The sequence below is a fragment of the Thalassospira profundimaris genome, from assembly GCF_003326675.1.
Classification (GTDB): domain Bacteria; phylum Pseudomonadota; class Alphaproteobacteria; order Rhodospirillales; family Thalassospiraceae; genus Thalassospira; species Thalassospira aquimaris.
In genome coordinates, this window is record NZ_JPWF01000007.1 from 269,403 (window position 1) to 283,504 (window position 14,102).

The window sequence follows — 14,102 nt, forward strand, 5'->3', positions numbered from 1 at the left end:
TTACGGCTTATTTACCGTTTCACTTATTGTCCCGGCACCAATCAACGCGGCGCTTCAGAAGGGTTTTATTGATGACCCATTACGTGCAATTCTACTACGATCACATGTAGAAGAAAATCAAAAACACGCCACCAACCGGCATCACGGAGGAACATCATGACGTCCGAAACCCCCAAAGAATCAACAGATACGCCCCTCGTCACCCGCCAGGATCACGACGGATATGTAACCCTTATCCTGTCCAATCCGGCACGACGCAATGCGCTTTCATCGGCAATGATGTCCGCCCTGCATGATGCGTTCGATGAAATTGCCAGTTCGCCTGACATTCGCTGTGTCATTCTGGCTGCCGATGGCCCGGTATTTTGCGCTGGTCATGATCTCAAGGAAATGGGCTGTATTTCCGACTGCGAACAACATGCCCGTCTGTTTGCCCAGTGCAGCCAATTGATGATGCGGATCGTCACCCTGCCCCAACCTGTCATTGCCCGCGTTCGGGGCATGGCCACGGCGGCGGGTTGCCAACTGGTCGCAAGTTGCGATCTTGCCGTCGCCGCCGCCACGGCCAAATTCGCAACACCGGGTGTCAATATCGGCCTGTTTTGTTCGACCCCGATGGTCGCACTCAGCCGCAATATCGCCCGTAAACATGCCATGCGGATGCTTCTGACCGGCGATCCGGTTCCGGCACAGATGGCCTTTTCGATGGGGCTGGTTTCCGATGTGGTTGATGATGCCGATCTCGAACCGGCAACCGACGCACTTGCCGCCGGGATTGCGGCACGGTCCGGCATGACAGTCCGGCTGGGTAAACAGGCCTTTTACAAGCAACTCGAAATGCCGCTTTCGGATGCCTATGACTATGCGTCCGGGGTCATGACCACCAACATGCAAAAACACGATGCCCGCGAAGGGATCGGGGCCTTTGTGGAAAAACGTCACCCCGAATGGCGGCACGAATAAACAGCCCGTTCAAGAAGGGTTGCAAATGTATTTGATCTCTGCGTTTGCTTATATGTGACCCGCCATTGAACCATGCGGGGCCACTATCCGATGGAGAATTCTGATGTCGCTTGAAATCTGGTTTGCCTTTGCTTTTGCCTGTGCCGTTGTTCTGGCCATTCCCGGCCCGACCATTATGCTGGTTGTCAGCTATGCGCTTGGCAAAGGCCGTCAAACCGCTTGGGCAACAGTTCCCGGTGTTGCCCTTGGTGATTTGACAGCAATGACCATCTCCCTTGCCGGGGCCGGTGCGCTTCTTGCCGCCTCGGCCGAGGCCTTTACGGTTCTGAAGCTTTGCGGTGCCGGATATCTGATTTATCTCGGCATCAAAATGTGGCGCGAAAAACCCGAAGCCCTGCACGACAATCCGGATGCCAAACGCAACCGCCCGTCACGCATGTTCCTTCAGGCCTATATCGTCACCGCGCTGAACCCGAAGGGCATCGTTTTCTTTATCGCCTTTGTCCCGCAATTCGTAACCGCCGGCAGCCCGGTCCTGCCGCAGTTTATTGTCATGACCGCGACCTTTGTCACATTGGCCGCCATCAATGTGGCGATCTGGGCGACTATGGCCGGTGCGTTGCGCGAACGTTTCCGCAATCCCGATGCCATGCGCCGCCTGACCCGTGTCGGGGGTGGTGTGATGATCGGTGCCGGCTTGCTGACCGCCCTTACCCGCCGCGCGAGTGCTGCGGTTTAAGGCGCAAGCTGTTCCATATGTTGGCGATTGCAACCCGCGCAAACCCGTCACGCCCGAACGGATAGATCACCACCATTCCAAGGGCCGCCAACAAAACATTCCATGCCGGACGCAGCGGCCACATCCATTCAAGATTGGCTGCTGCGACCCGTTCTGCCGGGATGCCGGTTGCCAGCGCATACCAGGCATATTCAATCCCCGCCGTCGCCAGCCCGGATACTATCGCAATGCCAATCAGGGTGGTTGCCGAACGCAAAGACCATCCCCGCCAATGCGCAAAGCGATACAGCATCAAGGCCACGAACAGGCCCGCCATCAGGGTTGCCTCGCTGACATCGACCTTGGACTGCATGAAGAAATGCACTGCGCCTAAAACGGCAATCGGATAAACCAGTTTGTGCAACCGTCCCCATTTTGCGCCAAGTTTGCGCATCGCGGCCTTGGTCGAGGTTGCGGCAAGGACGGCCAAACCAATAATGGCGACAAACCCGATGGTCAGATAAATCCGCAACACGATCTCGCTTGCGATCCGGCCAACATCAAGATTTTGGCTTATGGCATAAAGGCCAAGATGAATAATCGCATAGCAAAACGCGCCAACGCCGATCTGGCGACGAACCTGTACCAGCTTGGAAAAACGGGTAATCCGGCGCAACGGCGTAATCAAAAGCGATATCAGCAAAATCCGGATCGTCCAGTCACCACTTTGCAGGATCGCTTCCTTGACCGGGATCGTAGCCCCGGCCTGTGAAACCACGGGCCAAAGCAACCAAGCCCCCGGAACAAGGAGGGCAACAAAGACTGCCAGTTTGAATGCGGAAAAACGCCCGGACGGATCAAGCCATGGATACATGCAAGCAACGCCTGTTGTTATGTGGTTCTATCCCAGTCAAACCCCATTTGAAGTCCCGCGTCATTTAAACTTGCCATCAACTTTCCGCGAGGATGCAAAAGAAGCCGCCTAAAACGCAATACCCGACGCCAAACAGTTGCATAGCAATCCCGAAGATATAACTATCATCAGATAGATACCAACAAAGCCGCGATGAAAGATCGATCAAATGCCCCAGTTTGCCAATCCCGACGATACCGCCATCAAGACCCTGCTTGAAACCACCAAAACCATTGCCCTGGTCGGCGCCAGCCCCAAGGCAGAACGTCCGTCAAACCGGGTGATGAAATTCCTGCTTGATCGCGGTTATCACGTTATCCCGGTCAATCCCGGTCAGGCAGGCGGGCAAATTCACGGACAAACAGTTGCCGCGACCCTTGCCGATATCAACGAACCGGTCGATATGGTCGATATTTTCCGCAACAGTGATGACGCGCCGGGTGTGATCGACGAGGCCATTGCCATCGGCGCCAAGTCGGTCTGGATGCAGCTTGACGTCATCGCCCCGGAAGCAGCCCTGAAGGCCCAGGAAAATGGCCTGGTCGCGGTAATGGACCGCTGCCCCGCCATCGAAATTCCCAGGCTGTTTTAAGGCCCGGCGCGATCAGGCTCCGATCCCGCCTTCCGATCGGGACCCAAAACAAAAAGGCACCGGTGTTCCGGTGCCTTTTGCTTAATTCTATATTCTGTTACCGCGCACTTAACCGCGGCGGCATTGCGCCATCAATTCGGGCATAAGCCCCTGGTTGCCGATAAAGTCCGGCTGCACGGCGCTGGTCACGCTATAGGTGGTCGTTTTCTCATCAACGATCTGGTCATAAAGACCCGACGTTTCGAGAACCAGCGACATCACCCCGTCCGGCTTGATCCGCAAGGCGGCAAAACCATTGGCATATTCCGTACGCGCACATTCACGTCCGAGAATCGTATCAAAACGCTCAACCAGCGCGTAACGCGGGTTTTCCGTCAAATGATCGCGTTTGGAAACGCCTTCCGTCTTGATGTTTGCTTTGGGAACATATTTGCCGAATCTGGCTTGCGACTGAACGATATAGCCATCCGGGAAATAGACCGCGACATCTTCTGAAAGAAGGATGCGGTCCCCGATAACTTGTCCGGATCGCAACAATGCTTTGATCCGCTTACCCGGAATTTCGCCGGAAAATGCATTAAAGCGCAGGTATTTTCCGTCACCGCGCTGATCTGCGTAATATTTTTCGAATGGAACGATTGGGGTTTTATCCGCTGCAACAGCAGCCGGAGCAAATGAAACTGACGCAATCGCCAGTGCAAGTGTCACGCCCCCCGAGCGTCGCGAAAAGACCGCCTTGATGGCCTTCAGCATCTATCCCCGCCTCTCACTTTTACGTGTCGAAATCTCTCGCTGAGATTATGCAGATTAATCCAAATTACAACTGTAATTCCTGCAATTTTCATCGAGCAGATAAAAGCACATATAAAAACAACGAGGTGGCATATTGCCACCTCGTTGCCAAAGATTTGGTAAATGACCGTACTTAGTCGACAGAAATTGTCACACGACGGTTACGCGGCTCACGAACACCATCCGGAGTCGGGATCAGAAGTTCGCCTTCACCAACCGCATCGCTATCGATCATGTCGGTTTTGATGCCACGACCGGTCAGCTGATCAAGAGCCGCTTTTGCACGACGCTCGGACAGTTTCAGGTTATAGGCAGCCGAACCCGAGGAATCGGTGTGACCGACGATTGCAACATTGCCCATCGACGATGCCCACTGTTCCGCAGCCGCATCAAGAACACGCTCGGAAACCGGGGTGATTGCAACGCTATCGAAATCGAAGAAGATCGTGAACAGACGTGCTTCCTTGGCAGCAACCGGTGCTGCCATCGGTGCCGGTTCTACGGCGCGAAGTTCTGCCATCGCAGCTTCGAAGTCTTTCCAGCACTGGCTGATCAGATCATCCTGCCAGCCTTCTTCGCTTTCCTCGACCCAGCAGTCGAATCGGGCCTGCGCAACAGCTGCGGTATCAGGCTTTTCTTCGCGTTTGCCGCTATCGAGCAACGCAATCAGTTCATCGCGAACTGCACGTTTCTGGGCGATTTCCTCGTCCGAGAAACGCCAGTTGGCCGGGTCTTCCGGAAGAATATTTTCGTCTTCGACAACTTTGCCTGCTTTCTTCGCAAAGAAGTCAGCATCAAAGAAGTCATACCACTCGTCAGCTTCACGCTGTGCATAGGCAATATATTCTGCCTTAAGCGCCTTGCCAAAAGCGGTGGTCGGTTCAGCACCGGAAATCGCGGAAGATACGGAGCTGCTGTAGGTAAGCGGGTTACCGCCATACATTACAGAAGTACCGGAATTATCTACGCTGCTACATGCACTCAGAAGCGCAACGCCACCAAGTGCACAAAGAAGAGACGGACGAAGCTGCATGTCTTACCCCTGTCGTGAAGGTTGTTATTCAGATAATACTTTATCACCAAAGATGGTGACATTATGTCTCAAAACGACCGAAAACGCGATTTGTTCCATACCTGTAGAAAGAATTGTATTTCTCTACACACTTTTCAAGAACACATAAACCTGTAATGCTTATTCTTTCATACAGACGTATGACTATCAATCAATACAACAAGACACAGAGCGGACGAGGATTAAATGATCGAAACCGATGTATCCAAGATCACACTGATGCTAAAGGAGTTCGCGCTCGGCTTTGGCATGGATCTGTTGGGCGCAATTGTCATTCTTGCAGTTGGCTGGTGGCTTGCCGGTCGCGCATCGGCACTTGTCCGCCATTCTCTTAAAAATGCGAAATTCGTAGACGCCACGCTTAAGCCGCTGGCAGCCAGCATTGTGCGCTATGCGATCCTGATCTTTGTCCTGATCGCCATCCTGTCAAACTTCGGCGTTGAAACCACCAGCATCATCGCTGTTCTTGGTGCCGCTGGCCTGGCCATCGGCCTTGCCTTGCAGGGAACGCTGTCAAACATCGCAGCCGGCGTGATGATCCTGATCCTGCGTCCGCTCAAGATTGATGAGTTCATCGAGGCCGGGTCTGTTTCGGGTACGGTGGTTGAAATTTCGCTGTTCACCACCCTGCTCAAGACTCCGGATGGTGTTTTCATCTCTGCGCCGAACTCGCAGATCTGGAACAGCTCGATCAAGAACTATTCGCGCAACCCGACCCGCCGCATGGATATCAAGGTTGGCATTTCCTATGACGACGATGTTGATGGCGCGCTGGAATTCCTCAAGAACCTTGTTGCTTCGGACGAACGCGTTCTCAAGGACCCGGCCCCGATGAGCTTTGTGGCAACCCTCGGCGAAAGCTCGGTCGATCTGACCGCGCGCGGCTGGGTCGCAACGGCGGACTTCTGGCCGACCTTCTTTGATCTGACCCGCAAATCGAAAACCGAACTTGAAGCAGCCGGTTTCTCGATCCCGTTCCCGCAGCGCGACCTGCACGTCATCGAATCACCGGAAACGGCAAGCGTTGCCAAGCTCGCAGCAGCCAAACCGGCGGCGGCAAAGGCACCGGCCAAGAAACCGGCAACCCGCACCCGTGCAACTGCGGCAAAGCCGGCGGCAAAAACCGCTGCTGCCAAAAAGGCACCGGAAAGCAAAAGCTGATCGGATCAATATCCGCATCTCTGAAAGGAGGCCCGATTTTTCGGGCCTCCTTTTTTTGTGTGCCCTTCCGACGCGGTCCGTTGTGAACCGTGTAGTAGCCCGCTGTTACCCGTCACGCCCGTTGCAGGCGTATGGTTTGTATCCTTGAAAGACGGATACAAACCAACCGGGAGGATACAAAATGTCTGCCAAGAACATCCTGATGATCACTGGCGACTTCGCCGAGGATTACGAAACCATGGTGCCGTTCCAGACCCTGCTTGCCGTCGGGCACAAGGTTGATGCGGTCTGCCCCGACAAGAAGGCTGGCGATACCGTCGCAACCGCCATCCACGATTTCGAAGGCGATCAGACCTATACTGAAAAACGCGGTCACAATTTCGCACTGAATGCGGACTTTGCATCGGCACGCGCCGAAAATTATGACGCCCTTTTGATCCCGGGCGGCCGTGCCCCTGAATATCTGCGCCTGAACGAAGATGTCATTCGACTGGTGCGTGACTTCAATGATGCTGGCAAACCGATTGCTGCGGTCTGCCATGGTGCCCAGCTTCTTGCCGCAGCGGACATCATCAAGGGCCGCACTGTGTCGGCCTATCCGGCATGTGCACCCGAAGTCAAACTGGCGGGCGGCACCTATGCCGATATCGCCATTGATGATGCCGTTACCGATGGCAATCTGGTGACCGCCCCGGCATGGCCTGCCCATCCGAAATGGATGGCGGCATTCCTTGCGGCTCTTGGCACTGAAATCTCGTTGTGACGACAAATCGCCCAATCGCCAATTGCGTTTGGGCGATTTTTACCTGACCATGGACTTCTGCTGAAAGATGCTTTGCCGGGCGGATAAAGCCCCGGACATAACACCGATAATAAACGGAGCATCAAACACCACAGGAAAGGCCGTCCAAATGTGTCAAATCTATTCCGGGACAGAACCCGAACTTTACCAGTCTGTCAGCCGCTCGGTAAGGATCAACGGTGTTGTCACCAGTCTGCGTCTTGAATTGCGCTTCTGGCAAATCCTTGATGAAATCTCGTCTGGCGAAGGTTTCACCACGCCGCAATTTCTGGGCAAGATTTACGACGAAGTGGTGGCACAACGCGGTGACATCCCAAACTTCGCATCCCTGTTACGAGTGATCAGCACAGTTTATCTGGAAAAGCAGCTTGGCCTTCATGGCCCGCATGAAACAGCACAGACAACTTCCCGGCTGGTCAGCTAGGGCATTGCCCGGGCAACCGGCTCCCCTAGTTCAGCCAGGATGAAAGTTCGCGGGTGCTGAAACCGCCACTGCGCATGGTCAGTGGATTGCTGTTGCGACGAAGTGTCGGCTCGGCCGGTTTGATGATGCTGTTACGCTGATGCAGACCTGCGGCGGCACCGAAATCAATCTGTGAACGTGCAACAAGTTCGGCTGCTGTGGGCTGCGGCTTGCTGGCATTGATCGGAACTTGCGGTGCCTGCTGCTTTTGCTTGGTCTCGTAGATCCAGCGCAATTCCTGCTTCAGGGTCTGATATTCCGGCGTATCTGGGGCCGAGTTAACTTCGTTAACAATCTGAAGCTTGACCATCTGCGGAAAACGATCAAGCCGTTCCAGCAGCATAAATTTCACGCTTGGGCGCACAGCATCGGACCGCATCAGTTTCATCACCAGACGGCGATAAATATCAATCCGCAGATTGCCGTTTGACGCAAGCTCGATGAATTCCTCGACAAATTCACGTGCCGCCATCTTGCCATCCAGAAGCGCACGCAGATTTTCGGCCATTGCCCGACGATATGCTTCGCGGATTTCGACAACGTGATTGGATGCACGCGTACGAACCAGATGGAAGGCATCCGGACTAAAGGCATTCTTGGACAGAAGCTTGGCGCAATCGGCGACCAGTTCGTGCTTGGTTGCGTCAGCAACGACTTCAAACACGCCGGTAATCAGTTCCTTGCATTTGGCATGCGGCCCCATACGAATGGCTGCTGCAAGCGCCATCGGGCTTTCCGGGTCGCGTGTCGCAATCACCGCAAGGGCAAGCGGATCGTCATACTGCATCAGGGCAAGATCATTGCTCAGCAAATGCTCAGGCATCAGCAAACGCTGCTGCTTGGCAGCACCGGTCACGGTCAAGGGTTCGCCACTTTGATAGCTCTGCTTGATCGTCAGCGCATATTTCAACGCGTCATACGAGATGCCGTGATTGCTGCTCATGGCCCTCAGTCCCCTTTTCGATCCTTAATAGATCGTCTGTCAGAGACCAGACCTTCAAGGCCACCATTGTTGCGGCCTTCGCGCGGGCGGATATTCGGATTTGTCGTGCGCTTTGTCGCCGCCGACGGTGCAACATTTTCTTTGTCATTGCGCGGGCGCGATACGGCGGGCTTGGTATCGTTAAAGAAGTCGATATACCAATCCATATCCGTCGACGCCATGGCGTAACGACCACCCGCAGCCGGGCTTTCGATACTGGCTTCCGGGATGCCATTGCTGATTTGCAGGACCACCGATGACGGTGCCGTCATGCCTGCGCGCCATGCCAGTGCGGTGATCGCACGGGCACTGCCCGAATCAAGGATTTTGGAAACCGCATTCACCGGTATTTGTGCATAATGGGCAAGTGACTGCACCACAAGCGCGTCATCATTACGTGACACCGCATCAAGGATATACTGATCAATTGTCATCTTCTGATGCGAAGACGTGTCGCTTTCATGTTCCAGCATCACGTCGTCAGTCACATCGATTGCAGCAGCACTATCAGATGCATAAGCAGGCATCCGGTTTTCGAACCGGGCCTTTTCAATGCGCTGGCGCACAGACTGACGAAGTGCACGGGCAACCTCGGTGCGCATCCGCCCCTGTTCAACCAGGGTATCGAACAGCGACGCCATAATGAAATGGGCAATACGACGCTGGGCCTGACGCGAAATCCGGCTTTGGCCACCCAAAAGATCATTGGCCGGGGATTTCGGTGCATCGGGCTTGCGTTCGGTGAATTGCGGCGCCATCGCGACAACATTGCGTGGCGCATCATCCGATGACAGCAACCGGTTCAAAAGGCTGCTTTTTTCTTTTTCGGCCTGCAGCGCGATCAGGCGCGCCTTGGCTGCGGCTTCCTGTTCTTCGCGCACACGCTCGGCCGCGGTCAAAACGAACTCGCCACGACCGCGCATGATATCAAGGAAATCGGAATCACTCAGAAGTTCGATATATTCCCCGATGGACACCCGGCCAATCGACTGAATATCCTGACGCAGGCGGCTTGCCGCCTGACGGGTCATATAGGGGGTATGCCCCAGTTCCTGTTCGATCAGATTAATCACCTGCGGGCGATAGCATTCCCCCATATTGGCAATGGCCGCGACAAATTCCTCGACCATTTCAAGGCGCTCGGACGGGCTGACATCATGAAGATGCCGGCGCAAACGGCGTGCAACATCCATACGGACATCGCTGTCAAAATCCGGTGCATCATCGTCATCATCAACATGCGCCATTTCCGATGAAAGGCGGGCCGCATGTTCAAGCGCGCTTTGTTCTGAAAATTCTTCGCTGGCGTTTTTGCGCGGGATCGACCGCCCACGCGCATGACCTGCATCTGCAGAAAATGCATCGGGTGCGACTGTACGGACAGTTTCAGCAAGATCACGAAGCTTCGCAGAGGCCTTGTCATCAAGCCCCCCGTCACCCGTGTTTTTCTGCCGATTGAACATCCAACTCAGCATTATCGCAGCTATTCCCCTGGTCCCTTGCCTGGCGGCATATCCGGAATCAACAATGAGTGATCCCTGTATTTTTATGTTTTGTCAGAACAGTTTAATCAGAACTGACAACGATACACAACCTGACAAGACGTCTAAAAATCTTAACCCCAACGACCAAAACCTATGCCATCAGACAAAGCCTTGATTACAGATAGACTATCGACGCAAAGACTCAAAAAAACATTAACAATACAGAGACCTATGCAATCCGCTGATATTCGCCCTCCAAACAGCCCCCTGCACCTTCCCGGTTCGGCCCGGAAAACACAAAAAAAAACGGGCGACCATCAAGGCCGCCCGCCATTCATCGTGTCTGGCAATCAGATTGCCTGCAAATTAATTGCTCACCCATGCGATGCGCAGGATGTTGGTCGCACCCGGCGTACCGAACGGCACACCAGCGGTAATCACAAGCGAATCACCCGGGTTCGCGAATTCTTCGCGCTGGGCAACTTCACAGGCAATCCCGACCATCTCGGCAAAGTTGGTCGCATCACGGGTAAAGACCGGATGAACGCCCCAGCAAAGTGCAAGGCGACGTGCGGTCTGAATACGCGGCGTAAGACCAAGAATCTGCACTTCCGGACGCTCGCGCGCGGCACGGAATGCGGTCGAACCGGACGTGGTATAGTTAACAACCGCCTTGGAGCCGATCGTGGTTGCCACCTGACGGGCAGCAGCACTGATCGCATCCGGTGCGTTATGTTCCGGATCAGGACGGTTGGCGTCACGCATGCGGTAATAAAGCTCGTCCTGTTCAACACGGACCAGAATGCGATCCATGATCGAAACGGTTTCAAGCGGGTATTTACCAACCGCACTTTCCGCTGACAGCATCACCGCATCGGCACCGTCATAAATGGCGGTCGCGACGTCGGATGCTTCTGCGCGGGTCGGTGCCGGGTTCGATACCATCGAATCAAGCATCTGGGTCGCAACAATCACCGGCTTGCCAGCTTCGCGGCAGGCCTTGATGATCCGCTTCTGCAGAATCGGAACATCTTCCGGCGGGCATTCGACACCAAGGTCACCACGGGCAACCATCACCATATCCGACAGCTCGACGATTTCATCAAGATGTTCAATTGCCTGCGGCTTTTCCAGTTTGGAAACGATGGCCGCACGGCCCTGAATGATCTTGCGGGCTTCGGCGACGTCTTCCGGACGCTGTACGAAGGACAGGGCGACGAAATCAACGCCCATTTCCAGACCATAAACCAGATCGGCACGGTCCTTATCGGTCAGCGGCGACAAAGGCAGCATCACGTCAGGAAGGTTCACACCCTTGCGGTTCGACAGCGGACCACCGGTGATAACGGTACATTCAGCCGACTTGTCATCGCATTTTTCAACGCGCATACGCAGCTTGCCATCATCAAGCAACAGGTTCGCACCCGGCTTAAGGGCTGCATAAACTTCCGGATGCGGAAGGGCAACGCGCTTGTTATCGCCGGGCGTCTTGTCCATATCGAACTTGAACGTATCACCGGCTTCCAGCGTAATCTGCTCATCAGCAAAGGTGCCGACGCGGATTTTCGGACCCTGAAGGTCCATCAAAATCCCGATCGGACGACCAAGCTTTTCTTCAACAGCGCGGATAGCTTCAAAACGGGCCAGATGTTCTGAGTGTTCCCCATGCGAGAAATTCAGGCGAAATACGTCGACGCCCGTTTTTACAATTTTCTCGAGGATTTCTGGCTTGGAACTCGCCGGCCCCAGGGTCGCGATGATTTTCGCCTTACGTTGACGGCGCATCGGCTACTACCTCTTGTTATTTGGTTTACACGTGAGCCCTGCCGCTTCGGCCTGCATCTGCGGCGAGGCGCCAAGGCGTCCTGATATTTTTCTGGGGGTAACCCCTTAATAGTCAATCAGCCCCTATTTGAACAGGGACTTTTCACTAAATGCCTTTACAAAAATGTGATTTTTCTCTGGACAATTACAAGAAGCCCCCTCTTAAAAGGGTACAGGAAATATAATTGCCCCTGCCCGACGGCATGCGGGTCTTCTGATTACATCGACGCAAACGGGGCTTTATCCAATGAGCAAATGGCACCACCGCTTTCTGGGTCTTGCGGCCCATATCGCCGACTGGTCAAAAGATCGCAGCACCCAGGTGGGCGCGGTTGTCATTGGCCCCAAAAAGGAAATCCGTGCGGTTGGCTATAACGGCTTTCCACGCGGCGTTGATGACGAAGTCGAAAGCCGCCATCAGCGCCCTGAAAAATACGCCTATACCGAACATGCCGAACGTAATGCCATTTACAATGCCAGCTATACCGGCACATCGCTTGACGGCTGTTCGCTTTATGTGACGCATTTCCCGTGCTGCGATTGCGCACGCGCCATCATTCAGGCCGGCATCGCAGAGGTCTTTGTCGACAAGACCAAACTGACCGCAGATTTTCTCGAACGTTGGGAACAGGACATGAAAATTTCCACCGAAATGTTCGAGGAATCCGGTGTTGCCGTACAAGTCATTGATGATGACGGCACAACCGAACTCATGAAATAATCTATCAGGCCCTTTACTATTGCCCGACATCCCCAATATGGTTGGATTGTCTCTCGGACACGAGCACCAATAAGAATAATGATCGAAATGCTATCTGTTTGTGCCTAACCACTGGCCCCGCGTCAGTATTTGTCAGATTTCCAGGCCATGAATGAGGCGGTTAGACCTTGCTGGAAACCAGACAAAGGTATAAGGATTTAACACCAGCAACCGAGATGAATTGCTGCTGTGAGTCCCTGAACAGCGACCCATTTCGTGATGATGCTCAGGAAACGAGGCCGGATGAACGCGAAAATCGACTTTAGTAAAATCAGTTTTCTGATCGTTGACGGGGACAAGATTTCAGCTCAAGTAGTCTACGACACATTGGCCTATCTCGGAGCCAGTCACATTCAGCGTGTCAAAACGCCGAATGACGCGTTCGACGTCTTGCGCACTGAAAAGATTGATATCGTTGTTTGCGAATGGCGACTCCGCGGCATGGACGGCCTTGAATTCCTTGACGTCATGCGCAATTCGACCAATTCGCCCAACAGGTTCATTCCTGTGATTATGCTGACTGCGCATTCCGAACACCGGTATGTGACGACGGCCCGCGATCTTGGCATTACAGAATTCCTTGCAAAACCGTTCAATGCCAAGGCACTTTATAGTCGACTGGTTTCGGTCATCGCCCGTCCAAGACGTTTCATTAATACCGGAACGTATTTTGGCCCCGACCGACGCCGCAGGCAGGTCCAGTTTGATGGCCCTGACCGTAGGAGCCTTGACGAATGAGCCATTTTGACTGGGGAAGCGGAGCCATCGTGAAGCCGAACGAGCCCAAAAAAAAGAATGTACAGATCATTCCGGCCCAAACCGACCTGAAGCGCCGGGCCGTGAACTTCGTCAAAGGCTTTGACATCAATCTGTCGCCCGAACAGCTCGAAGAGCTGGAAATGGTCGTGCAGCGCAGCTCGGAAACCTTTGTCCGTGATATCGGCAAGGATCTGATGGATTGTCGCCGCCTGATCATTGGCGCACTTGGCGACAAGACCAAACGCGGCGCTGCTGTTGAAACCAGCTCCGACCTCGCCTATTCGGTCAAGGCGCTTGGCGGTACGTTCCAATATCCGTTGATGACCCAGATTGCCAAATCAATGGAAAGCTTTGTCGCCGACCGTACCACCGCCAATGAAAAGCAGCTTCTGGTGATCCAGCTTCACATTGACTCTCTCTATGTCATTCTGGCTGGCCGCGTCACCGGTTTTGGCTCGACCGTCGAACAGGCAACCGTTGCCGCCCTGACCAAACTGGCAGAACGCTACGAGCTGCCCCGCGAATAAATCCGCGCACCCGGAACGGAAACGCAGCATACATCTCGTGCGTTTCCGCCCTCTCCCTGCCCCCTTCTCATCGTTTATTGTGATCACAGCCCCGCCGGTTCACGCGCCCCGTTTGCGCGCTCGGCTGCTGTGCTTTCACACCCGAAACCAGAACCTTGACGCTCTGAAATCCGGCGCGGTTTCTACCCATGCGAAAATCGGAAAATTAATTTGAATTTCGGGTCAAAAACCGCTTGCGCCCTTAGGGGGTGACTGCTAAAAACCGCGCCACACACCATGCGGGTGTAGCT

At 54.2% G+C, this 14,102-nt stretch carries 15 protein-coding genes; 9 read left to right on the forward strand and 6 right to left on the reverse strand.

The genetic code is table 11. The features are described 5' to 3' along the window. The first annotated feature begins 156 nt into the window (after positions 1 to 156). A complete protein-coding gene (locus tag TH19_RS12685; RefSeq protein WP_114102696.1) occupies positions 157 to 963 on the forward strand; it encodes an enoyl-CoA hydratase in 807 nt (268 codons plus the stop codon). Positions 964 to 1,066: 103 nt separating this feature from the next. Continuing rightward, positions 1,067 to 1,702, forward strand: a complete 636-nt coding sequence (locus TH19_RS12690; RefSeq protein ID WP_114102697.1) for a LysE family translocator — start codon at positions 1,067 to 1,069, stop codon at positions 1,700 to 1,702. Here TH19_RS12690 and TH19_RS12695 read toward each other — a convergent pair. Next, complete coding sequence (locus TH19_RS12695; protein ID WP_114102698.1) at positions 1,674 to 2,555, reverse strand: protein-methionine-sulfoxide reductase heme-binding subunit MsrQ; 882 nt, start codon at positions 2,553 to 2,555, stop codon at positions 1,674 to 1,676. The genes TH19_RS12690 and TH19_RS12695 overlap by 29 nt on opposite strands. Positions 2,556 to 2,763: 208 nt before the next feature. Between TH19_RS12695 and TH19_RS12700 the strand changes: the two genes are divergently transcribed. Beyond that, complete coding sequence (locus TH19_RS12700) at positions 2,764 to 3,186, forward strand: CoA-binding protein (protein WP_114102699.1); 423 nt, start codon at positions 2,764 to 2,766, stop codon at positions 3,184 to 3,186. Positions 3,187 to 3,294: 108 nt separating this feature from the next. On the opposite strand, the gene TH19_RS12705 is transcribed toward TH19_RS12700, so the two are convergent. Both TH19_RS12705 and TH19_RS12710 read right to left on the reverse strand, forming a co-directional pair. After that, positions 3,295 to 3,939, reverse strand: a complete 645-nt coding sequence (locus tag TH19_RS12705) for a hypothetical protein (RefSeq protein WP_114102700.1) — start codon at positions 3,937 to 3,939, stop codon at positions 3,295 to 3,297. Positions 3,940 to 4,111: 172 nt separating this feature from the next. Then, positions 4,112 to 5,011: an OmpA family protein gene (locus TH19_RS12710; protein ID WP_114102701.1), complete on the reverse strand. Its 900-nt coding sequence runs from the start codon at positions 5,009 to 5,011 to the stop codon at positions 4,112 to 4,114. Positions 5,012 to 5,236: 225 nt separating this feature from the next. On the opposite strand from TH19_RS12710, the gene TH19_RS12715 reads away from it, so the two are divergent. The 3 genes from TH19_RS12715 (at position 5,237) to TH19_RS12725 (ending at position 7,437) form a co-directional block, all read left to right on the forward strand. After that, entirely contained in the window at positions 5,237 to 6,211 is a 975-nt protein-coding gene (locus tag TH19_RS12715) for a mechanosensitive ion channel family protein (RefSeq protein WP_114102702.1), read from the forward strand. A gap of 181 nt (positions 6,212 to 6,392) precedes the next feature. Continuing rightward, entirely contained in the window at positions 6,393 to 6,974 is a 582-nt protein-coding gene (locus TH19_RS12720; RefSeq protein WP_114102703.1) for a DJ-1/PfpI family protein, read from the forward strand. A gap of 148 nt (positions 6,975 to 7,122) precedes the next feature. Then, positions 7,123 to 7,437, forward strand: a complete 315-nt coding sequence (locus tag TH19_RS12725) for a ribbon-helix-helix domain-containing protein (protein WP_114102704.1) — start codon at positions 7,123 to 7,125, stop codon at positions 7,435 to 7,437. A 25-nt stretch (positions 7,438 to 7,462) separates the two neighbouring features. Here the strand turns inward: TH19_RS12725 and TH19_RS12730 are convergent, their stop codons facing one another. From TH19_RS12730 to pyk, 3 genes are all read right to left on the reverse strand, one after another. Next, positions 7,463 to 8,419: a hypothetical protein gene (locus TH19_RS12730; protein ID WP_114102705.1), complete on the reverse strand. Its 957-nt coding sequence runs from the start codon at positions 8,417 to 8,419 to the stop codon at positions 7,463 to 7,465. A 5-nt stretch (positions 8,420 to 8,424) separates the two neighbouring features. Continuing rightward, positions 8,425 to 9,933 (reverse strand): DUF2336 domain-containing protein, encoded by a 1,509-nt coding sequence (locus TH19_RS12735; protein WP_114102706.1) that lies wholly within the window; start codon positions 9,931 to 9,933, stop codon positions 8,425 to 8,427. A gap of 375 nt (positions 9,934 to 10,308) precedes the next feature. Continuing rightward, a complete protein-coding gene (gene pyk / locus TH19_RS12740; protein ID WP_114102707.1) occupies positions 10,309 to 11,727 on the reverse strand; it encodes a pyruvate kinase in 1,419 nt (472 codons plus the stop codon). 286 nt (positions 11,728 to 12,013) lie between these two features. Between pyk and TH19_RS12745 the strand changes: the two genes are divergently transcribed. From TH19_RS12745 to TH19_RS12755, 3 genes are all read left to right on the forward strand, one after another. Beyond that, positions 12,014 to 12,487, forward strand: coding sequence for a deoxycytidylate deaminase (locus TH19_RS12745; RefSeq protein ID WP_114102708.1), 474 nt, complete (start codon positions 12,014 to 12,016; stop codon positions 12,485 to 12,487). A gap of 282 nt (positions 12,488 to 12,769) precedes the next feature. After that, positions 12,770 to 13,264: a response regulator gene (locus tag TH19_RS12750; protein ID WP_114102709.1), complete on the forward strand. Its 495-nt coding sequence runs from the start codon at positions 12,770 to 12,772 to the stop codon at positions 13,262 to 13,264. Further along, the gene (locus TH19_RS12755; RefSeq protein WP_114102710.1) at positions 13,261 to 13,812 is read left to right on the forward strand and encodes a transcriptional regulator; all 552 of its coding nucleotides are present in this window, start codon (positions 13,261 to 13,263) and stop codon (positions 13,810 to 13,812) included. The genes TH19_RS12750 and TH19_RS12755 overlap by 4 nt, the downstream gene beginning before the upstream one ends. Positions 13,813 to 14,102: the final 290 nt, after the last annotated feature.